The organism is Dyadobacter sp. CY326, assembly GCF_021390515.1.
Classification (GTDB): domain Bacteria; phylum Bacteroidota; class Bacteroidia; order Cytophagales; family Spirosomataceae; genus Dyadobacter.
The window spans coordinates 203793-226019 of sequence record NZ_JAJUXI010000010.1; the positions used below are offsets into that span (position 1 = coordinate 203793).

Genomic DNA, 22227 nt, shown 5'->3' on the forward strand with positions numbered 1-22227 from the left:
AATGGTGTTACACCCTGAATAAAACCAACAACTGTTCTATTTTTGCAAAAAATTGATCTTAAAATGCGTAGAAAATCTAAATTGAAGAAAGTATCCGGAGCGTTGGTAATGATCATGATTTGTGGGCTTTTGTTACTGAACCGGGACGCCCAGGCGCAAAGCAGGGGGATTTTTGTTCCGTATTCTACGGCAGGCTTCGGAATCGGGACTTCGAGTTATTTTGGAGATTTCGCACCTTACAGAAGACCAATTGCTTCAACATTCAAAATGATGCGTTGGAGCATCGGCGGAAACTATACACGCCATTTCACACCACGCCTGGCAGCGAGAGCAAGTTTTATTTACGCCAGAATTGCGGGTGATGATTACATTATGAACAGGAGTTCGAAGCTTGAATCAAACATTTTTTACGCCAGAAACTTACACTTTCGCAATGATTTGAAGGAATTCTCTGTGCAAGGAATTTTCAAATTAACGCCTGATAACCGCAGTTATGACCGCAGGCCGCAGTTTGGCACTTACTTGTTTGCCGGGATTGCTTTAACCGCGCACAATCCCAAAGCACTGGATTCATTGAATGGTGAATGGATCAAATTGCAACCATTAGGAACTGAGGGTCAGGGAAATGAAGGTTATGCCAAACCATATTCATTGGTTCAATTCGCGATTCCAGTCGGAATAGGCGTTCGTTATAAAATCAATTCCAAATTAGACATTTCGGCTGAGCTGGGTTTCCGCAAAACATTTACGGATTATCTGGATGATGCGCATGGAGATTACGCTGACCCTGCTTTGTTTGCTGATAATCCAACCGCACTGGCGCTTAACAATCGCACAAGAGAGCAATTTGCAGTGAGAAAAGGAGCAGACAGAACAGAATCATTGAAAAAATTCCTGGTTGTAAACTATAATCTGGAAACCAATGATCCTTTGGCAGCACTGCCCACGACCGGTTTCGGAGCACCGGGAACGGACCGCGGAAACAGCCCTACTTACACGGATAATTATTTGTTTGGTATGATCCATATCAATTACATGTTGCCGTCGCAGATTAAATGTCCTCCATTAAGATAATTGAAGTATTCCATTGATGTCATCTTCGAATGTATTGAATGTCAAATACTTGCTGCTTAATATGGCAGTGAGTATTTGTTTTTTTATGGCAACTGCGGTTTCCGTCAAAGCGCAAAAAATCGAGATTGGCGCCGGGCTAGGTGCGCTTAATTACAAAGGAGATATCTCACCATCGCTCAGGTTGCGGTTTTTCAAGCCGGCTGGAAGCGTTTTTTTTCGCTATAACCCCAATCAGACGCTGTCATTACGCGCTGAATTCATGGGCGGCGTTATTGGTGCCGATGACAAGCACAGCAAAGATCCTTTTCAACAAGCTAGAAATATGTCCTTCACTTCGCGCATTTTTGAAGGGAATGCTGTGGCAGAATATAATTTCCTTAATTTTCAGGACCGACGATTTGCCGTGAACTGGAGTCCCTATGTATTTGGCGGCATTGGTTATGCAAAATTTAATCCAAGCCCTCAGACAGCTGCTTACAAAACAAGCACATTTGTGCTGCCTTATGGTGTCGGGATCAAATATCAGGTGCGGCGTCCCTGGAATATTGGAATAGAATATGGTGCGCGGAAAACATATTCGGATTATCTTGATAATTTGGGGGGCGATCCCGTTAACACGGATAAATTACAGCAAGGTGACCCGTCGTTGAAAGATAATTATTATTATTTACGACTGTCGGTAACCTATACTTTTTACAAAATCGTTTGCCCCTGATTATATGAAAAGAATTCTCCTCATTGGCGTTGCATTGCTTGCGATTGGATTAGTTGGGTTTTTTGGTGTCAGAAAATATACGAAGTCTTTTAGTCCTGAGGCGGTTGCCGAAACCAATGTTAACGGCGTGAGCGTCAAGGTTACGTACAGCAAGCCAAGTAAAAAGGGGAGGTTGCTTTTTGGCAGAGAACAAGATAAAGCACTGCTGCCTTATGGCAAAGTTTGGCGCACCGGGGCCAATGAAGCAACATTAATAGAACTTGGAAGCGGACTTTCCATTGGTGGAAAGCCAGTTAAGGCAGGCACTTATTCGCTCTATTCCGTGCCTGGACAAAGCACTTGGAAAATCATCCTGAACTCCGAAGTAGGCCAATGGGGGACGGAGTATAATGATGGCAAAGACATTCTCAATGTTGACGTCCCAATCCGCATCAGACCCAAAGTGCAGGAATTATTTGACATTTACTTCGAAGAAATATCCGGCGGGGTAAATATGATCCTGAGCTGGGACCAAACAGAAGCACTGGTCCCAATCACCAAATAAACGTCTGCCTGCATTCCCCTTTTATGTTTGTCGAAGCAATTGAAAAAGTAGATCAGTTTACGCGTCCCATCCATTTTATTCTCCGTTATTACACTGGCAGCGACATCGTGCCGGGAACAGCAACATTGTTTTTTGTCAATGAAAATGGCTTCGCCATAACTTGTCGCCACGTTGCCCAGCAGATTTATTATGCGAGTTCCATCTATGAAAATTACCTGAAATTCAAAAGTGAGTTAAGGCAGTTTGAAAAAGATCCGGGCGCTGAAATGCAGCGGCAATTTTTAGAGTCGAAATACAAGATCAACGGCGACAATCCAATTCGGATTCTTTATAACTTCATCAATTGTGTCACGGCTTACAAAGGCCTGGCGATTCATTTACATCCGAGCCAGGATTTGGCGATCATTCAGTTTCGTGATTTTGAAAGCAAGCAATATCAAGGTTATGCGCGCTTTTTAAAAGATTCGAGAAGTGTAAAGCAAGGAAGATATTTATGCAGATTGGGTTATCCGTTTCCTGAATTCACCAATTATCAATTTAACAAAAATACGGGCGACATTGAATGGTTGAAGACCGGGCGCATTAACACGCCAAGCTTCCCAATTGACGGAATCGTCACCAGGCACATTGGCGAAAGCAGCGGTGTGGTAGGCATTGAAATGAGCACGCCCGGGCTCAGAGGACAAAGCGGCGGACCGCTTTTCGATCCTAACGGCACGATTTACGGCTTACAAAGCTCCACGCGGCATTTACATCTTGGGTTCGATCAGGTCAACCGGGAAGTGATCACGGAAGGGCACCGTAAAAGAGTGTCCAATTATCCTTTCCTGAATGTAGGACAATGCGTTCACGTGGATGTGATCAAGCAATTTCTCCGCGAAAAGAATGTAACGTTTTACGAAGCCGAGGCATAGGCTACAATATCAGCATCAATTCTTCCAGTCGCCGGATATCGTAAGTTGGACTTTCATCAAAGCGAAGGCCGGCAGGATTGTAGTAAACGGTGTCGATTCCAAATTGCTTCGCGCCCATAATGTCCGCAATCCAGTTATCGCCAATCATAATGCTCTCAGAAGGAACTGCGCGCGCTCTTTCGAGCGCATAGGCAAATATTTTTGGATCCGGCTTTTTGGCATTCGCAGTTTCAAAAGTGATAATATTTTCAAAGAAGTGACCGATTTCCGAGCTGGCTATCTTTTTGGCCTGAATCTCATTGAAGCCGTTGGTGATAATGTGCATCGCATATCCAGCCGAATTGGCATAGTTCAGCAAGTCCATCGCTCCTTCAAGCAAATGTTTTTTACTGGGCAGTGTTCGTAAGTAAGTTTCGCCGATCTCCGTGTGGTTGGGTGGCAATGCCGCGCCAAGTTCTTCAAACACCAATTTAAACCGGTTCTCACGTATATAGGTATGGTGCAGTTTTCCCCGGTCAAATGCGTCCCAAAGCTGGGTATTAATCCTCAAAAAAGACTGAATAAATGCGTCTAATGATGAAACGCCATACTGGATCAATGTTAGTGTATGAAAAATCTCTTCCAAAGATTCAGATGAATTTTTCTCAAAATCCCAGAGTGTATGGTCCAGATCAAAGAAAAGATGCTTGTATTTCATATCTGGTAAAAATTCAAGTTTTATTAGAAAAGTGAAATTATAATATTATTCCAGAAAAAACAGAAATAAAAAATTCGAAGTGATCCAAACCTTATCGCCGGCACGTATGTCATTCGATAAGTTCAATTTATTATTACAAAAGCAATAGCAGCAACGTATATCAGTGGAATATTCCTAAAAAGATGGGCGTATTGTTAACAGTTGTTAATAAAATTTATTTTACAAAAAAAAGAAACCCAAAGATTTGCAATTTATTTTTCAAATCCATTTCTTTGATATGTATAATTCAAAATACAGATAAGACAGTTCATTATTTCACTATACAGAAAGGAGAAACAATATCGACGAACCGCTCTACGTTAACTAAATCGAATAGTAAAAATGGAGAAAGTCCAAGTTAGCGACAGTGAGTTGGTAACATTGTATGTCCGCGGTAATGAAAAAGCATTTGAAAAGCTGGTTCAGCGCCACAAATCAAGAATATACACCACTATTTATCTAATTGTCAAAGACCAGTATGTAGCCGAGGATTTATTACAGGATACATTTATTAAGGCCGTTGACACGATAAAAGGTGGTAGATATAATGATGAAGGCAAGTTTTTGCCATGGATTATACGTATCGCACACAATCTCGCCATTGATTATTTCAGACGCGATAAACGCTACCCCAATGTAGTATTTGAAGATGGAAGCAGTGTTTTCAATACGCTGGATTTTTCGGAGGATTCCGTTGAGTCAATCCAGATTCGTCAGGAAACACATGAGCAACTGCGGGAGATGATCCAGCGGTTACCTGATGTTCAGAAGCAAGTCTTGATCATGCGCCACTATGAGGACATGAGCTTTCAGGAAATTGCCGATGCAACAGGAGTGAGTATTAATACGGCATTGGGCAGGATGCGTTACGCGTTGATAAACTTGCGTAAGCAATTCAACCAACGTGCCCCACAATATGACAAAAACTTTTACCTACGATGATGTTGTAAGGTATTTATATGCCGAAACAACAGAGATTGAAAATGACCTGATTGTTGAGGCCCTAGCGCTTGACAGTGATTTGATGAACTTTTATCTGGATTCTCTTGATATTCAAGGCCAGATGGACAAAATCGTTCGGACTCCTTCGGATCAGTCGGTTTTGAAAGTGTTCAGATATTCTCAACAGTTTTCATCAAAAAGACCCACCGCTCTTTCTTTTTAAGAGGTGGGTCTTTTTATTAAATCTGTAACCGGCCGTATGCATTTACGGTCAGGATTTCTTTATGCTTAGAAAAGACCGATTCAAGTTTTTCCTTGATTATTTTACGATAAATTTTCCCGAGCCTGAAACTGAACTGCATTACGGCAATCCTTACGAATTGCTTGTCGCAGTTATATTATCGGCACAATGCACAGATAAGCGGATCAATATGGTCACTCCGGCCCTATTTGAGCGCTTTCCCGACCCTGAGTCATTAGCCGCTTCCAATGTTGATGAGGTTTTTACTTACATCCGGTCTGTTTCCTATCCCAATAACAAAGCCAAACATTTGGTCGGAATGGGGAGAATGCTTGTAACGGAATTCAACTCCGAAGTTCCCGCCGCTGTTGATGAGCTGCAAAAGCTGCCCGGCGTTGGTCGTAAAACGGCTAATGTGATCGCCTCTGTTGTTTTTAATCAGCCAACGCTCGCAGTTGATACGCACGTTTTCCGGGTTTCAAGGCGGATAGGACTTGTTCCAATGACAGCCACAACGCCGCTGGCTGTTGAAAAGGGATTAATGAAATATTTGCCCACAGATCTTGTCTACAAAGCACATCACTGGCTAATCCTCCACGGACGATACATTTGCCTGGCCAGAAGTCCCAAATGTATGGAATGCCCACTCTCTCCATGTTGTAAATACTTCGAAAAAAACGTAAAGATGGCGCTTTTCAATTCTTGATTGCAACCTTTTTACGCCCTGTCGAGTCTCTGTTAAAAGTATAATTCCCATTAATTTTAAAGCACGAAGGAAAGAAATGAAGCGTATTAATTTATCATTGGTCATCGTATTTGCCCTGCTGATTGGATTGTCGGGTTGCATGGATTCGGACAATCCGGACGATACCCAAAAAATCAAAGAAAATGAAGTTGCCATTGAGAACTATCTTAAAACAGACAGTCTCGGCTCAAAAGCCATTAAAGACAGTTCCGGATTGTATTACATTATCCGCACTGCCAATCCAAATGGCCAACTTGCAAGAAGAGGTGACGCAGCGACCATTAAATACACCGGTTATCTGCTTGACGGCACCAAAGTTATTTCGTCAACAGTTGACACCAAAACTACATTTACATTTCCGGTTGAGGGATATCAATATTGGGGCGGCATTGAACGCGGGATTTTCCTTATGAAAACAGGTGAAAAAGCGACTTTGTTTTTGCCGTTTTACCTGGCTTCGGGTGCTGTTGACAGGGTTAACATTCCCGCTTATTCGCCAATCCGTCTGGAAGTTGAGTTTTTGAAAACACGCAGTGAGCCTCAGCAAATTGATGATTACATTGCCGCAAAAGGTTATACAAAAGTGGAAAGAACAGTGGATAATCTGGTCATTATCAGAACCAGCACACCAGCTGTTACAGGAGACACCCTCGGTGTAGGCAAATCAGTCAAAGTGAAATACGTTGGCAAGTTTCTGGATGATACGAAATTTGGTGAAGGCACAATGGACGTTACGACGGGAACCAGCAACAACATCAAAGGATTTGACCGCGCGATTCGCAAGATGCGTAAAACGGAGAAGGCGATTGTCATTTTTCCTTCTGACTTAGGTTACGGAAAAACAGGGAATAACGCGATCCTGCCTTATACACCGCTTCAATTCGAAATCGAAGTTCAGTAAATCTTATAATATCAGTTAAGTATGGAATGTCCGCGGGCTTTGTTCGCGGACATTTTTTTATGCAAAATGCTTTGTAATAATATCCGTAACGCGTTGAAGATCATCTTGTGAAAGACTGGAACCGGATGGCAGGCACAGCCCCGTTTGAAACAATTCCTCTGCAATGCGGCCTCCGAAGTAAGGAGCATTGCTGAAAACAGGCTGTAAATGCATGGGTTTCCAGATCCGGCGGGATTCAATGTTGTTATCGGCGAGTTGAATGCGAATTGACTCTGCCGAAACGCCCGACCGCTTGCTATCCAATGTAAAAGCCGTTAACCAGCGATTGGATAGACAATTGACCGGTTCTTCCTGAAATTTCAGGCCTATTAAGTTTTCCAGCGCGTTTTTGTAAAATTCAAAATTCGCCCTTCGCTGTGCAACGCGGTCAGCTATGACTTCCATTTGCCCCAATCCGATTCCTGCACAAATGTTACTAAGGCCATAATTGAAGCCAATCTGCGAATGCTGATAATAAGGCGCATTGTCGCGTGACTGCGAAGCCAGGAACTTGGCTTTGCTTACTAATTCAGGATCGTCGGATAACAGCATGCCGCCTGCTGATGTGGTGATAATTTTATTTCCGTTGAACGAAAAAATGCTCATTGTGCCAAAGGAGCCAATCTTTTGCCCGTTATATTCAGATCCCAATGCTTCCGCCGCGTCTTCAATGAATGGAATTTCATAGTGGTCACATATGGTTAAAATTTCACTTAGCTGCGCAGGCATGCCATACAAGTGTACACCAATCACTGCCTTAGGCTTTTTACCTTTTTTGATATAATATAAAATTGCTTTCGTTAATGCTTCTGGGCAAATGTTCCAGGTGGATGCTTCGCTGTCCACGAAAACGGGAGTCGCACCTTGATAAACAATGGGATTGGCGCTGGCAGCAAATGTCAGTGATTGGCAAATAACAATGTCGCCTTTCGTTACCTGCAAGGCAAGCAAGGCAAGATGCAATGCTGCCGTTCCGGACGACACAGCGGCCGCATGACCTCGACTAACATAATGTTTCACTTTCGCCTCAAATGCGTCCCCATTCGGGCCGACTGGCGCAATCCAGTTTGTGAAAAAAGCTTCCTCAATAAATTTCATTTCAGCACCGCCCATATGCGGGGGTGACAGCCAGATTTTATCATTCATAGTGTGTTAATTTTATGATGCGTGCAGGATTTCCGTAAGCAATCGCGCCGTCGGGAATGTTTTTGGTAACGACGCTTCCGGCTCCGATCACGCAATTTTTGCCAATAATAAGATTTGGAATGATCACACTTCCTGCGCCCACGAGCGTGCATGCACCAATGCTGACGCCTCCGCAAATGATTGCTCCGGGTGCGATATGCGCGAAATCGGCAATGATGCAATCGTGTTCAACGATGGCTCCTGTATTTACAATCACATGGCGGCCAATGATGGCGTCGGATTGAATGATAGCGCCGTGCAAAATAACGGTGCCCGGTCCGTAGAAAGCTTTTTTGTCAATGAGCGCAGCAGGATGAATGGCATTCCCGAAATGATGGCTTATCTGCTTGGAAACGGCTTTTCTGGCTAAATTATCTCCGATAGCAATGATCAGCTGCTCATCAATATCCGCATTGTGGTTATAGGCTAATATGCCTATTTCAAGCAATAATCGTTTTTTTGGGTCATCGTCGAAAATCTTCTTGATGCTTTTTCCGCAATCTTTTAGTGTGCTTGTAATCACTTTGGCGTGGCCGCCGGCTCCGTAAATCAGCATGAATTCAGTGTGTTATTTTTTGTAAAATCAACCTTTAAACCGCTCAAATTCAGACGGTGAGCGCGCGTCTTTTTGTTTTAAAACATTGATGAATGTCAAAAGCATAATTTTCATATCAAGCTTGAAAGACCGGTTTTCTACATACCAAATGTCAAGCTCGAACTTTCTTTCCCAAGTTATCGCAATACGCCCCTTGACCTGCGCCCAGCCTGTTATGCCCGGCAAAACGGCGTGCCTAATTTGCTGACTTGCATTGTATAAACCGAGATATTCGGGGAGCAATGGGCGCGGCCCTACAAAGCTCATGTCGCCTTTTAAAACATTCCAAAGTTGTGGGATTTCGTCAAGTGAAGATTTTCGGAGCAGCTTTGCAATGCGGGTTGCACGATGTAATGTCTTATTTCCCTGTTCAATGTCAGACAATGTGCGAAATTTAACCAACACAAAAATCTGCTCATTAAGCCCCGGACGAGCCTGGAAAAAGAAAACATTGCCTTTGTTTTCCAACCAAAGGATAACAATAATTAAAATAAAAAGCGGCGACAGGATGATTAGTCCGGCCGCCGCTAAAAATATGTCTAAAATTCTTTTTCCTATTTTAAAGTAAACAACATTACACGCGTCAGAAAATCTCCGGATAACGCTCCGGATTTGCTTCCCGCATGATTCGATATGCTGTTTCAAAAACATCATCTGCATTTGGTTTGGAAAAATAATCGCCGTCTGAGCCATAAGGCGGGCGGTGATCTTTTGCTGAAATCGTCGCCGGAGCGGAATCGAGCCAGCGGTAAACATTTTGCTTTTCCACAACCTGCTGCATCATATACGCAGAGGCGCTTCCAGGCAAATCTTCATCCGCAAAAATCACCCGGTTCGTCTTCTTAACCGACTCGCCGATGACGCCATGGATGTCAAAAGGCAACAATGTCTGCACATCGATCACCTCCGCTTCGATCCCCGATTTCTGTAATTGCGCAGCGGCTTCCATTACTATACGGCACATGGAGCCATAGGTCACAATGGTAATGTCATTTCCCTCACGAATTATTTCAGGTTCGCCCAAAGGCAGGCAGATTTCGCCGATATTGTCTGGAAGAATTTCTTTTTGACGGTAAGAATTAAGCGGCTCTACAACTAAAGCCGGGTCGTCGCCTTTAATTAATGTGTTGTAAAATCCAGCGGCTTGCACAAAATTTCGTGGCACAATAACGTGTATTCCGCGAAGGCTGCTAAGCATTGTTCCCATTGGAGAACCTGAATGCCAAATGCCTTCGAGCCTGTGCCCGCGCGTGCGAATGATCAATGGCGCTTTTTGACCGCCAGCCGTCCGGTAACGCAATGTGGCGAGGTCGTCGGTCAATGTCGCCAAGGCATAATAGATGTAATCAAAATATTGGATTTCAACGATTGGGCGCAAACCACGCATGGCCATGCCGATCCCTTGACCAACAATGGTCGCTTCGCGAATGCCCGTGTCTGTAATGCGGGACTCACCAAACTTTTCCTGCAAACCCGCAAGTCCTTGATTTACATCGCCAATGAAGCCTACATCTTCGCCCAATGTAACCGCGCGCGGATCTCTTTCGAAAAAAGCATTGAAAAATGCCCTGATCACTTCGCGGCCATCGACAACCGGACTGTCATCGGAATATTGCGGTTTTACAGGCTGAACGTTTAATGGAGAATCGGCAGACTCGCTGTATAAATTGGAACTGAATCGGGCAGCATTTTCCGACAAGCTGTTCTTTAAAGATGCCCTAAGTGCTGCTTTAAAGGGATTTTCTTCACTTCCCAACACGCGCAAAGCCTTTCGAATGCTGGAAACCATATCCCGCCTAACCGGCAGATAAGTTTTTGAAAGTTCCAGGATAATATTGCTCAGCTCATCAGAAGAGGCGCTGGAACGCATGGTGTCCTGTAAAAGCTGGATCGTTTCCAGATATTCTTTGTCAAGATCTTTGCGGTAAGCCTGCCAAGCCTGGTTGCGCGCATTGCTCGCCGTTTCTTTGGCTTCAATTTCTATCTGTTCAAGCTCCTCGTCCGTTGCATAGCCGTTTTGCAAAATCCAGTTTCTGAAAAGAATGTTGCAGTCGCGCTCGTTTTCCCATTTCAGACGCTGCTTGGATTTGTATCTCTCGTGAGAACCCGAAGTCGAATGTCCTTGTGGCTGCGTGAGCTCCGTAACATGCACCAGCACGGGAATCTGCTCTTCCCTGCACAACTTCGCAGCACGTTGATAAATCTCGATCATGCCGGGATAATCCCAGCCCTTAACCGTAAATATTTCCAATCCTGGCTCTTCCTCGTTACGCTGTAAACCAGCAAGCGCCTTGGAAATACTCGACTTTGTAGTCTGATATTCAATGGGAACCGAAATGCCATAGCCGTCGTCCCAAACGGATGTTAGCAAGGGAATTTGTAAAACACCGGCCGCATTCATGGCTTCCAGAAACATACCCTGCGAAGTGGAAGCATCGCCAATGGTGGCAAAAACAATCTCATTTCCCTGACGCGTGAAGTTGGTCAGATGTTGAAGCTCTTTGTTATTTCTGAATAATTTGGAGGCATAAGCAAGGCCCAATGCCCTCGGAATTTGTCCGGCAGTTGAAGAAATATCACAAACCGAATTGTATATTTTGGTCTGATCGAGCCATTGCCCGTTTTCATCAAGCCAGCGCGTAGAAAAGTGGCCGTTCATTGATCTCCCGCCTGTGCTCGGCTCATGTTCGAGATCAGCGTGGGCGTACATTTGTGCAAAAAACTGTTGCCAGGTGACATTGCCCAGCGCCGCTTCTATCGTCTGGTCACGGTAATATCCCGAGCGGAAATCGCCCATCTTAAATGCTCTTGACAATGCAATCTGAGCCACTTCCTTACCATCTCCGAAAATGCCAAATTTAGACCGCCCGCCCATTGTATCCTTCCTCCCCAGCAGACTCACCTGACGACTTTCGCACGCAAGCCGATAGTCCTTGGTGATGCTTTCTTTACTCAATACACCTGAACCGGTTAAACTATCATTTTGAAGCATAAGCAAAATTTACTTGGAATAAATCCGTAGTTAAATTACGTTTTTTTGAATGCATGCCAAAATTATGCAGGAAAATAATAACATCGCTGTGGCACGTATAACTTTTGGCAGCATTGTTAATATTGGTTAATGATTATTAATTTTAAGTTTTAAAACTTAATCTTGTTTGGTAGTTATTTTTTTCACCACTAAATGTCTGGTTACTATTATGAAAGTATTTTTTTCGGCGCTGGTTTTATTGGTAGGCCTCACCACTGTTAGTTTCGCGCAAAAAGGTGTTTTAAAATTTAAAGAAGAAACACACAAATTTGGCAAAGTTCCACAAGGCACTCCTGTTACGCACGAATTTGTGTTTACCAATACAGGCAGTGATCCTGTGGTGCTTTCCAATGTAACTGTATCGTGCGGATGTACAACGCCGGTTTGGTCAAAAGATCCTGTTCTTCCAGGTAAAACGGGTTCTGTAAAAGCAACATTCAATGCAGCAGCGGCAGGTCCTTTTAATAAGCCTGTAACTGTTTTCAGCAACACTGAAGGAGGTTCAATCACTTTATACCTGAACGGTGAAGTGGTTCCGAAAGCAGCAGCAAAATCTTCCAAATAATCTAATCAGATTGTTGGTTAAAATGGCTGTTCTGACACAGGGCGGCCATTTTTTATGCCCAAAACTGAAATAAATTAATAAGCAGACCGGTCGTAGAATGAGCGGCGTCGCGTTACTTTCAAATCCTGCAAAATGGCCGATTTTACTTTCAATGTGAAGCTGTAATTGCTCACACGCGAAGCACTGCCAGCAAACGGCGTCCAGCTGAAACTCATGTCCCAGCAATGCAGATCGCGGTAAAGGGTCAACGAGGTGATTGTTGGCTGAAGAGCAGTGAAGTCAAATCCTGTGTTAACGCTCATTTTAAAATTTTTGGACAAACTCAGATCGCCCGTAAGCTGCACTGCCTGAATAAGTTGAGCCTTGGACAGGCCAGGTTTTGTTAAGCCAAAGTTATAGTTCAGCGACACATTCCAGGGAATGTTGAAATCGACATAAAGCTCCGGGTTCTGTGCAATAAACTCGCGCTGCTCCTCTGTTACGGTTGAAGCTCCGTTGGTGGCGGGCGTTGTTGTTTTGGATTTATCAGAGCTTTTTGGAGCGAAGCTGGTCCCGACGGTGAAGCCCAGGTTTTGAAGATTTGCCAAGCCCTGACCTTGTGTAATGGAATATTTATTGATCTTCCTTCCAACCTGATTGGTCATGATATTTGGGTTCGCCTCGTAGGCATAAGGGTCCAAATTCATGTTAAAGTTCAGGTTCAGGTTTTTGCCAATCCGGGCATTCGCATTAACCGTAATGTTCGATAAATTAAGCGAATCGGCCAGCAAATTGTAGTTTCCGCCCACACTCAGGTTGTCCAGCAATGACACTTTTTCAAATTGGGTTGCAGCCGTGTCGCTCTTTGTTTTCAATTTCATTTCAAACGAGTTGTTTAAGCTGAATGAAATCACACTGGAAGCCCGCCCGTTGCTAACTCCAGTGCCAACTCCCCGAAATCTGGAAAGCGAATATTCCCTGTCAACATTGCCGTTTTCAATTAATACTTTTTGGTAAAAGCCAAATGCATCACCTGTAAAGTCTGGTGTATAAGTGAATGATAATGAAGGAATAACCGTGTGACGGATCGCTTCCAGGCGCTTTCCTTTTACAAAAAATGTTCCGTAAAAACGGGTGTTAACGCCCGCTCCGAAATTGTATGAATATTCGGTTCCTGCCTGTTTCAATGTATCAATGCGCACCTTATTTTCTATGACAGTATATCTGTATTGTTTGGTAAAAACTTCGCCTTGTAATGACAAACTTGGCGTAACATTGATAAATCGTAAAACCTTGAAGTTAGGAAGTGAAATCGGCAAGCTGTATCGGCCAGTAAATTGCGCGTCTTTCAGCATTTCTGGCAAATTATCAAGATTGAATGCAACAACTTTCGTGGTCAGGCGGGTGGTGTCGATGGCGTTGCTGATGGAAAAACCAAGAGAAGCTGAGGCGGTGTCAATGGGCGTCAGCGAGTTTGTTAATGCATAATTTCCGCTAAAATCAAGTCCAAGGCGGAAACTTTCATACCAACGTCCTCTGCCGCCCTTCAATGCAAATGGTGCAATTTGATTAACGCCAAAGCTAAAATCTGTTGAGACGTTTGTTTTTCCGTTCTTTCTTCTTCCTAATGAATCTGCTGGATCAATCTGTCCAAAGTTTTGGTTCACGCGCAAGCTTCCTGCTGCACGCATAAACTGCCCAAATGTGCGGTTATACTGAACAGACGAGCTGGCCACATTGGAAATGTATTTTTGCGTTTCAAATTCCTGCAACTGGTTATAGCTGTTACTCTGCACATTAACATTGGCAGAAAACTGCGAATTGCCTCTTGGCCGCGGCGCATGTGACCACACGACACTGAAATCATTGGTTATCCCACGACCGAGGCGCTTATCAATTTCATCAGCGGATTTGTTGCGATTAAAGCGCAATGCAAGATTTCCATTGTATTGATAACGTCTTATATAAGTGGAGGCAAGACCCAACCCCCAGCTTCCGGTGGAATAAATCTGCCCAGTCAGGGAAGCATTCACAAACTCGCTGATCGCAAAGTAATAACCGCCTTCTCTTAGATAGAAACCGCGGCCATTAGGCTCTTCTCCATAAGTCGGGAAGAGAATTCCGGAGGTTCCATTCTCTTTCTTTTTTGGAAAAGGGAAAAAACCGAAAGGCAATGCAATGGGCAAGGGCACGTCACTGATCACAAGGTTGAAAGGGCCGGAAATGACCTGTTTTTTATTAACCATTTTGATCTTCGGCGCATTGATATAATAGTGCGGATGCGTGAGATTACAGGTTGTGTACATGGAATGACGAATGTAAAAATTCCCTTCCGCGTCTTTTTTTACCTTTTCGCCACGGATGTTTCCGTCTCCTTCCTGCGTGATAATCCCTTGAATTAAAGCCTTTTTAGACTTGAAATTATAGCGGATTTCCTTCGTGTTATACGTTTCAGGCCCGTCCTGAAAAACCGGGTCTCCGACTGTTTTCTTGGAAGTTGAATCGGGAGTTCCAATTGCGTAAACCTCGTTTGTGACCCAGTTGAGACGGATGTAATTGGCTTTCAGGTTAATAGTGCCGTAAGTGACTTCCGCATTTCCATACAAATGCACCTGTTTGAGCACGGCGTCCATAATTGTGGAATCCTCGGCCGTATATTGCACCGTGTTTTGAAGATCATCCGGGTTGGATAATGTGTCCGTTGCTGTTGAATCTGCTGTTAATCCTCTGTTAGTGAGTGAAGTATCGCCAGGCGCAGTTGCCCCGTTGACGGACGCAGCATTTTTTCCGGCGCCAGTTGTGTCGGCACCAGTTTGTTTTTTTACAGCAAGGAGAGAGTCCGCTGATTGCTTGGCAGAAGTTGTAACGTTCGGCTTACCCTGATTTTTTCCGGACCTCTTTACGCGTTGCTGAACACAGGCGACTGTGCTGAAAATGAGAAACGCTGCCACTACTGACGATATAATAATCGCCTTTCTTTTCAGTTCTAACAAATAGCGTATTTTTGCATAACGAATTTCAAAATTAGCAGAGAAACCTCTAACGAGTAACGCCCTAATTAAAAAATAATGTTAAAAGTTCTTAAATTAGTAATTGTTGCAAGCACCCTTTTTGCAAGTCTCGCTTTTGTATTCAGCAATGACCCCGCACCGGCAAAAGCTAGTAAAGTCAATACTGTTGTCATCGATGCCGGCCATGGAGGCAAAGATCCCGGAACCCGCGGCCGCGTTACCAAAGAAAAAGACGTTGCATTGGCCGTTGCATTGGAACTGGGGCGAAGGATCAAAGAAGAGACACCGGAAGTAAAAGTACTATATACACGGTCTACGGACGTATTTATTGAGCTTGGCGAGCGCTCTGCATTTGCAAATCGGAACAATGCTGACCTTTTTATCTCGGTCCACTGCAATGCCACACCCAATTCCAGATCAGTAAGAGGAACGGAGTCATTCGTAATGGGTTTGCACAAGACACAAGGAAACCTCGACGTTGCGAGACGTGAGAACTCGGTTATCTTGCAGGAAACGAACTATAAGCAAAAATATAAAGGTTTTGACCCCAATTCTCCGCTGGCGCACATCATGCTGGCTAATTACCAAAGTGCATTCATTTCAAGCAGCTTGCGCCTGGCAGATCTGATCGAAAAGAAATTCCAATCCGTCTCCGACCGTGACAGTCGTGGTGTAAAACAGGCTGGATTTCTTGTGCTCTGGCGCTGCGCAATGCCAAGCGTTTTGATTGAAACCGGCTTTTTATCTACCCCGGATGAAGAGGAATATTTAGGCTCCGAAGATGGCCAGAAAGAAGTTGCCGAGTCAATTCACCAGGCATTTATGGCCTACAAAAAAGATATGGACCGCTAAGTAAGGCGACTTTGGCATGTTTTGAATTGTCAAAACAATTTTGGATACTTTGGTGTTAATGCTGGAAACCGGTTACACTTTACCGATTGAAAGAAGTTTATCATTGAAGCCTGTGGCCCGATTGTCCAGGCAAATTTATTAGTCCATGAAAGTATCAAAAGAAGCAAAAGTTGGAATCATGGCAGTTTTCGCCATTGTAATGTTGTATTTCGGCTTTCACATTCTCAAAGGCTCCGACGTTTTTTCCAGAACCCATAAATATTACGTCGTCTATGACAACATTGACGGGCTGACGGCATCTAATCCTGTCTTACTCAATGGCTTGAATGTAGGCAGAGTGCAGGAAATCAAATTATTGCAAAATCAGAAAAATCAGTTGCTTGTAACCATTGACGTGCAAAAAAGCGTCATCATCCCCACAGGCACAGCGGCAATATTGGCCGACGGCGGACTGCTGGGCGGCAAAGTAATTAACCTTTCCGTAGGCGCGGGCGCTCCTTTGCAAGAAGGCGACACATTGATTTCGAGAAAAGAGGCTGGAATCTCCGCTGTTTTACAAGAACAGGCTTTGCCTCTCGTTAACCACGCCGATTCGCTAATTAAAAACCTCGACGTTGTGGTCATGGGATTCAAGGAAACGGGCTTGATATTGAACCAGGTTTTGAAAAATTACAACCAAACCGGCTCTAACTTACAAGGTTTGCTGAATGAAAATCGCAGCAATTTGGTCGCATTAACCTCGAATTTGAACAAACTTTCCACTTCTCTGGTCGAAACTGAAAAAGAATTGAAACCGCTTCTTGCGAAAACAGGCACATTAGCCGACTCGCTAAACGCATTGCGGCTTGGAGAAACCGTTCAGAATGCGAATAAAACGATCGGAGAGTTGCACACGCTTTTGGCGAGTGTGGAATCGGGCCAAGGAACGGCGGGGAAATTAATTAAAGATGAGACGCTTTATAACAACATTGACCGCACAGTTGTGAGTTTGAACAAGCTCCTGACCAATCTTCGCGAGCATCCTAAACGTTACATTAACATTTCGGTTTTTGGTAAAAAAGACAAGGGACCATCCGAATCACCGCTCGACACTACGACGGTTATCAAGTAAATCTTTGCATTCTGAAATAAAATTGAAGTCGTTTGCTTACGGGTAAACGACTTTTTATTTTTGGAAATAAACCTGACCTTACGCAGGCCACGCATTACATTACTTCATCAAACATGACAAGCCAGAACAGCCTCCCTGAATTGATCCAAGTTCTTAACGAAAAATACGAGCAAGTCAAACTTGGCGGCGGTCCGAAAAAAATCGAAGCGCAACACAAAAAAGGAAAGCTCACGGCCCGCGAGCGCATTGATTATCTGATTGATACAAATTCCTATTTTCTCGAAATCGGTGCTTTCACAGCCGATGGAATGTATGCCGACGAAGGCGGCTGTCCCTCGGGCGGCGTCGTTGCCGGGATCGGTTATGTTTCGGGAAAGCAATGTATGATCGTCGCCAATGACGCGACGGTGAAGGCAGGCGCATGGTTTCCCATTGCCACAAAAAAAAATCTCCGTGCGCAGGAAATTGCCATGGAAAATCGGCTGCCGGTCATTTATCTGGTCGACAGCGCAGGCGTTTTTTTGCCGATGCAAGCAGAAGTTTTTGCGGATAAGGAGCATTTTGGGAGGATTTTCAGGAACAATGCGCAAATGTCCGCCATGGGAATCGTGCAGATTTCTGCGATTATGGGCAGTTGCGTTGCTGGCGGGGCCTATCTGCCAATCATGTCCGACGAAGCGTTTATCGTGGAAGGAACGGGTTCCGTCTATTTGGCTGGCCCTTTTTTGGTGAAATCTTCGATTGGTGAAGAGGTGGATTCGGAATCACTCGGAGGCGCTTCCATGCATTGTGAAATTTCAGGCGTGACGGACAACAAGTTTCCGGATGATAAATCCTGCCTGGATGCCATTAAAAGGCACATTGACAAAATTGGAAGGCCCGCTTCCGCAGGTTTTGATAAAAAAACCCCCATTCTGCCAAAAAGAAATGCACGGGAAATTTACACAATTCTCCCAACTGACCGACTCAAACCTTACGACATGCGCCAGATCCTGGAATGCATTGTGGACGACTCGGAGTTGGATGAATACAAGCCGGATTACGGAAAAACATTGATTTGCGCTTACGCCCGTGTCGATGGCTGGGCAGTCGGAATTGTTGCTAACCAGCGTAAAATGGTTAAGTCAGGCAAAGGTGAAATGCAGATGGGCGGCGTCATTTACGGTGAATCAGCCGATAAAGCGGCTCGTTTTATTATGAATTGCAATCAGAAAAAAATTCCGCTGGTATTTTTTCACGATGTGACCGGGTTTATGGTCGGAAGTCGCGCGGAGCAAGGCGGGATCATTAAAGATGGGGCTAAAATGGTGAATGCAGTCGCGAATTCAGTGGTTCCAAAGTTTACATTTATTGTGGGAAACTCCTATGGTGCAGGCAATTACGCCATGTGCGGGAAAGCATATGATCCAAGGCTGATATTCGCCTGGCCAACGGCACAAATGGCTGTTATGAGCGGGGCAACGGCTGCAAAAACGCTTTTGCAAGTGCAAACAGCCACATTAAAGGCGAAAGGTGAGACGATCACACCCGAAGCGGAAAAGGCGTTGCTTAAAGAGATTACAGATCGTTATAATCAGGAATTATCACCCTACTACGCTGCGGCACGACTTTGGGTTGACGGCATTATTGATCCGGTTGAAACCCGGAATATCATTTCTATTGGCATTGCAGCCGCAGATCAGGCTCCCATTGAGAAGCCTTTTAATGTGGGTGTAATGCAGGTTTAATTTACTAAACGTTAATTTTTATGTCTGAAAAAATAGCATTTCTGGGGCTCGGAAATCTGGGAACGCCCATTGCGGAAAGATTAATCAAAGCGGGTCATGAGCTCACAGTCTGGAACCGCACAACTTCCAAAGCTGATCCGTTGGTGAAGCTCGGCGCGAAAGTTGTCGAAAATGCAATCGATGCCATTGAGGATGGAGGAATTGTGATTTCCGTGTTGGCGGATGACGCGGCGGTGGAAGAAATATTTTCAATGGAGTTGGTTGAAAAAATGGGAAAAGGTGGCATTCACATTTCGATGAGCACCATATCGCCCGAGACGTCGCGTCAACTTTCACAAATACACGATTGGTATGAAGAAACTTATGTGGCTGCACCGATCTTCGCGAGACCCGAAGCGGTTGTTGCCGGTGTTGGAAACATTGCTATATCAGGCAAAACGGCGGCAAAGGACGTTGCAAAGCCAATTTTACAGGGTTTTGTAAAAGGCATTTATGATTTTGGGGAAGATCCGGGAGCAGCCAATGTGGTCAAACTGGCGGGAAATTTCATGATTGCCGCAAGTTTGGAGATGATGGGAGAGGCTTTTACAATGGCCGAGAAGAACGGAATTTCGCGTCAAAGTATTTTTGAAATGCTAACGCAGACCATTTTTGCAGCACCGATTTTTCAAAATTATGGAAAACTCGTGGCCAGCAATGTTTACGAACCGGTTGCATTCCGTTTGCCTTTGGGATTGAAAGACATTAACCTCACGCTGCAAGCGGCTGCGAATGTTAATGTGCCAATGCCGATGGCGGACCTTGTTCGAAACAGATTTATTTCCGCACTTGCAAAAGGGCGCCAGGAAATGGATTGGGCGGCTTTGGCAAAAGGCCCTTCCGACGATGCGGGATTATAAGACACAAAAAAAGGCTGCATTTGCAGCCTTTTCATTCGTTAGTGAGCACCTTAGTTGTTCTCACTAAATTCAAGTAACATCTCATCAGTTATATTATTCTTCTCTCTGAAATCGGCAACAGTTTCAGTGAAAGTGGTGTGAAGCTCTTCCACTTGTTGCAGATTTTTGTAAACTCCATCGTAAATCTCATTGAGCGATTTATCCAGGTTTTCCACATTCACATTCATGTTTTCCGTTTCGATCTGACCTATCTTTTTGATCACTGCAGTCTCACTGTTCTTTAAATCTTCGATTTCACGGAGAATTTTCTCCATGGTCTTAAACTTTTCGATCTTATCCATAAGTCTCTTGATATAGTTTCAAGCTTAACTGTAAAATATCATACCAACCGGATCAATGTTACCGGTAAATCCACGTCCGGAAATCCTTTATCAAAAATGAGCGTAAGAAGCGTAATGTTGATATGGTTTGCCGTTTTTCTGCTTTACGGGCCGTTTTTGAAAGCCCAGCCTGCCGAAAAAGTGACTTCCTGGAAAGGATTTGATAAGGTCGAATTCAAGTTTGAAGACCGTGATGCATGGTTTGTACAACCGAAAAAAGCCATCGCCGGCAACCCGTGGGTGTGGCGCGCACATTTCCCAACTTGGCACACCGAAATGGACAGCATTTTGCTTTCCCGCGGCTTCCACGTTGCATATGTCAACACCAATGACATGTTTGCGCATTCCAAAGCCATGCAAGTTTGGGACAGTTTTTATGATTATTTGGTAAATCAAAAACAGCTCGCGCCTAAGGTTGCGCTCGAAGGCGTGAGTCGGGGCGGGCTATATGTGTATGGCTGGGCAAAGCGCAATCCGGACAAGGTTAGCTGCATTTATGCCGAAGCGCCTGTTTGTGATCCTAAAAGCTGGCCTGGCGGCAAGGGAAAAGGGCTTGGATCGGAAAAGGATTGGGCGGCCTGGTTGAAACTTTTCAATCTTTCAGAAGAGGAAGCCGCAAAGTTTATAGACATTCCTGTTAATGATCTGGCCGGTTTGGCGTCTTTCAAAGTTCCGATTATACACGTCATCAGCCTGAAAGACAAGCATGTGCCAGCTGAGGAAAACAGCGATTTATTGGTAAAAAACTACATGCAACTCGGCGGGCCAATCAGCGTTTACCCCATGACGCGCGGAAAGCAGGAAATGGACGGACATCATTTCCCAATCGAAAACCCCGAATTTTTCGCCAACTTCATTGAACAGCACAGCGTCCCTGTCCGGAAGCCACTGCCACATTCACCTTACATTCAGCTGAATAGCGGTTTAGGGAATGCTTTTGACAAATTCAGAAGCGAAAAAAAGGGAACGGTTGCATTCCTCGGCGGGTCCATTACGCACAATCCGGGCTGGCGAGACAAAACGGCGCAATATTTAGAAGAGCACTTTCCGGAAACCGAATTCACATTCATTGCAGCGGGAATTCCTTCGCTCGGCAGCACGCCGCACGCGTTTCGTTTCGAGCGCGATGTGCTTGCCAAAGGCACGCCGGACTTGCTTTTTCTCGAAGCCGCTGTGAATGATCGGGGCAATGGTTTTAGTGAAAGAGCGCAGATCCGGGGTTTGGAAGGCATTATCAGGCATTTCTATGCAACAAATCCAAAAGGCAATGTTGTTCTCATGGCCTTCGCCGAACCAGCCAAGAATGCAGATTACGAACAGGGAAAAGTGCCAGTCGAAGTTGCTGTGCAGGAGCGCGTTGCCAAACATTACGGCGCTGCTTACATCAATCTGGCCAAGGAAGTTTACGACCGGATCAAGGCGAATGAGTTTTCGTGGGAGTATGATTTCAAAGACCTGCATCCTTCTCCATATGGTCAGGAAGTCTATTTTCAAACCATAAAGGAATTGATCAAAATGGACACCACGGCGGCGACATTAACATTGCCAGCTCCATTGGACAAATTCTCCTATGAAAAAGGAAGTTACCACGCAGTTTCTGAGGCGAGAAGTCTGAAAGGATTTACGTTAATTCCCGATTGGAAGCCAAAGGACAATGTGCCCACGCGGCCAGGCTTTGTCAATGTTCCAATGCTCGTGGGAGAAGAAGTAAATGCATCATTACACTTCGAATTTAAGGGGAGAGGCGTTGGGATAGCGATCATTTCGGGTCCAGACGCGGGCAAAATCACTTACGCAATTGATGGTAAAAAGTTGCAATCAATGGATCTTTTCACGCAATGGAGCAACCAATTGCATTTGCCCTGGTATTTAATGCTCGGCGACGAGTTATTCCCCGGCCAGCACAAACTCCACCTCACCATCGCCGCCGACAAAAATGAAAAAAGCACCGGCAACGCCTGTCGGATTGTTTATTTTTTAGTGAATGAATGATTATATAAATTTGGAAACGCGTTTAGGCGCTTTTTAAATTTCACACACT

The 22227-nt window shown here is 44.6% G+C and carries 21 protein-coding genes; 14 read left to right on the forward strand and 7 right to left on the reverse strand.

Annotated elements, in window-relative coordinates:
* Positions 1–63 precede the first annotated feature (63 nt).
* From LZG73_RS20390 to LZG73_RS20405, 4 genes are all read left to right on the forward strand, one after another.
* Positions 64–1074 (forward strand): DUF6089 family protein, encoded by a 1011-nt coding sequence (locus tag LZG73_RS20390; RefSeq protein ID WP_233854075.1) that lies wholly within the window; start codon positions 64–66, stop codon positions 1072–1074.
* A gap of 61 nt (positions 1075–1135) precedes the next feature.
* Positions 1136–1789, forward strand: a complete 654-nt coding sequence (locus LZG73_RS20395; protein ID WP_233854076.1) for a DUF6089 family protein — start codon at positions 1136–1138, stop codon at positions 1787–1789.
* Between the two features lie 4 nt (positions 1790–1793).
* On the forward strand, positions 1794–2333 hold the full coding sequence (locus LZG73_RS20400) for a DUF2911 domain-containing protein (protein ID WP_233854077.1): 540 nt from the start codon (positions 1794–1796) through the stop codon (positions 2331–2333).
* A 23-nt stretch (positions 2334–2356) separates the two neighbouring features.
* Positions 2357–3247: a trypsin-like peptidase domain-containing protein gene (locus LZG73_RS20405; protein WP_233854078.1), complete on the forward strand. Its 891-nt coding sequence runs from the start codon at positions 2357–2359 to the stop codon at positions 3245–3247.
* A gap of 1 nt (position 3248) precedes the next feature.
* On the opposite strand, the gene LZG73_RS20410 is transcribed toward LZG73_RS20405, so the two are convergent.
* Complete coding sequence (locus LZG73_RS20410; protein ID WP_233854079.1) at positions 3249–3944, reverse strand: YjjG family noncanonical pyrimidine nucleotidase; 696 nt, start codon at positions 3942–3944, stop codon at positions 3249–3251.
* A gap of 381 nt (positions 3945–4325) precedes the next feature.
* On the opposite strand from LZG73_RS20410, the gene LZG73_RS20415 reads away from it, so the two are divergent.
* The 4 genes from LZG73_RS20415 (at position 4326) to LZG73_RS20430 (ending at position 6812) form a co-directional block, all read left to right on the forward strand.
* Entirely contained in the window at positions 4326–4925 is a 600-nt protein-coding gene (locus tag LZG73_RS20415) for an RNA polymerase sigma factor (RefSeq protein ID WP_138368148.1), read from the forward strand.
* Positions 4900–5148, forward strand: coding sequence for a hypothetical protein (locus LZG73_RS20420; protein ID WP_233854080.1), 249 nt, complete (start codon positions 4900–4902; stop codon positions 5146–5148). The genes LZG73_RS20415 and LZG73_RS20420 overlap by 26 nt, the downstream gene beginning before the upstream one ends.
* A 61-nt stretch (positions 5149–5209) precedes the next feature.
* Positions 5210–5872 carry an endonuclease III gene (nth, locus tag LZG73_RS20425; RefSeq protein WP_233854081.1) on the forward strand — a complete coding sequence of 221 codons (663 nt, stop codon included), beginning with the start codon at positions 5210–5212 and terminating at the stop codon, positions 5870–5872.
* A gap of 76 nt (positions 5873–5948) precedes the next feature.
* Positions 5949–6812 carry an FKBP-type peptidyl-prolyl cis-trans isomerase gene (locus LZG73_RS20430; protein ID WP_233854082.1) on the forward strand — a complete coding sequence of 288 codons (864 nt, stop codon included), beginning with the start codon at positions 5949–5951 and terminating at the stop codon, positions 6810–6812.
* 57 nt (positions 6813–6869) lie between these two features.
* On the opposite strand, the gene LZG73_RS20435 is transcribed toward LZG73_RS20430, so the two are convergent.
* Genes LZG73_RS20435 through LZG73_RS20450 form a run of 4 tightly spaced genes read right to left on the reverse strand, consistent with a single transcriptional unit; the run spans position 6870 to position 11623 of the window.
* Positions 6870–7997, reverse strand: a complete 1128-nt coding sequence (locus LZG73_RS20435) for a DegT/DnrJ/EryC1/StrS aminotransferase family protein (RefSeq protein WP_233854087.1) — start codon at positions 7995–7997, stop codon at positions 6870–6872.
* Complete coding sequence (locus LZG73_RS20440; protein ID WP_233854088.1) at positions 7990–8592, reverse strand: acetyltransferase; 603 nt, start codon at positions 8590–8592, stop codon at positions 7990–7992. Before LZG73_RS20440 ends, LZG73_RS20435 begins: the two co-directional genes overlap by 8 nt.
* Before the next feature lie 27 nt (positions 8593–8619).
* Entirely contained in the window at positions 8620–9285 is a 666-nt protein-coding gene (locus LZG73_RS20445) for a sugar transferase (RefSeq protein ID WP_233854089.1), read from the reverse strand.
* On the reverse strand, positions 9215–11623 hold the full coding sequence (locus tag LZG73_RS20450) for a thiamine pyrophosphate-dependent enzyme (RefSeq protein ID WP_233854090.1): 2409 nt from the start codon (positions 11621–11623) through the stop codon (positions 9215–9217). The genes LZG73_RS20445 and LZG73_RS20450 overlap by 71 nt, the downstream gene beginning before the upstream one ends.
* Positions 11624–11831: 208 nt before the next feature.
* Here LZG73_RS20450 and LZG73_RS20455 point away from each other — a divergent pair, with 208 nt between their 5' ends.
* The gene (locus LZG73_RS20455; protein ID WP_233854091.1) at positions 11832–12227 is read left to right on the forward strand and encodes a DUF1573 domain-containing protein; all 396 of its coding nucleotides are present in this window, start codon (positions 11832–11834) and stop codon (positions 12225–12227) included.
* A 74-nt stretch (positions 12228–12301) separates the two neighbouring features.
* Here LZG73_RS20455 and LZG73_RS20460 read toward each other — a convergent pair whose 3' ends face one another.
* Entirely contained in the window at positions 12302–15199 is a 2898-nt protein-coding gene (locus LZG73_RS20460) for a putative LPS assembly protein LptD (RefSeq protein ID WP_233854092.1), read from the reverse strand.
* A gap of 75 nt (positions 15200–15274) precedes the next feature.
* Here LZG73_RS20460 and LZG73_RS20465 point away from each other — a divergent pair, with 75 nt between their 5' ends.
* The 4 genes from LZG73_RS20465 to LZG73_RS20480 all read left to right on the forward strand — a co-directional run bounded on the left by LZG73_RS20465 (position 15275) and on the right by LZG73_RS20480 (position 19806).
* A complete protein-coding gene (locus LZG73_RS20465; RefSeq protein WP_233854094.1) occupies positions 15275–16069 on the forward strand; it encodes an N-acetylmuramoyl-L-alanine amidase in 795 nt (264 codons plus the stop codon).
* A 145-nt stretch (positions 16070–16214) separates the two neighbouring features.
* The gene (locus LZG73_RS20470) at positions 16215–17180 is read left to right on the forward strand and encodes an MlaD family protein (protein ID WP_233854096.1); all 966 of its coding nucleotides are present in this window, start codon (positions 16215–16217) and stop codon (positions 17178–17180) included.
* Positions 17181–17293: 113 nt separating this feature from the next.
* Positions 17294–18907, forward strand: coding sequence for an acyl-CoA carboxylase subunit beta (locus LZG73_RS20475; protein WP_233854226.1), 1614 nt, complete (start codon positions 17294–17296; stop codon positions 18905–18907).
* 20 nt (positions 18908–18927) lie between these two features.
* Complete coding sequence (locus LZG73_RS20480; RefSeq protein ID WP_233854098.1) at positions 18928–19806, forward strand: NAD(P)-dependent oxidoreductase; 879 nt, start codon at positions 18928–18930, stop codon at positions 19804–19806.
* Positions 19807–19856: 50 nt separating this feature from the next.
* On the opposite strand, the gene LZG73_RS20485 is transcribed toward LZG73_RS20480, so the two are convergent.
* On the reverse strand, positions 19857–20147 hold the full coding sequence (locus LZG73_RS20485) for a hypothetical protein (RefSeq protein WP_233854100.1): 291 nt from the start codon (positions 20145–20147) through the stop codon (positions 19857–19859).
* Between the two features lie 96 nt (positions 20148–20243).
* Between LZG73_RS20485 and LZG73_RS20490 the strand changes: the two genes are divergently transcribed.
* Entirely contained in the window at positions 20244–22178 is a 1935-nt protein-coding gene (locus LZG73_RS20490) for an SGNH/GDSL hydrolase family protein (protein ID WP_233854102.1), read from the forward strand.
* Positions 22179–22227 lie beyond the last annotated feature (49 nt).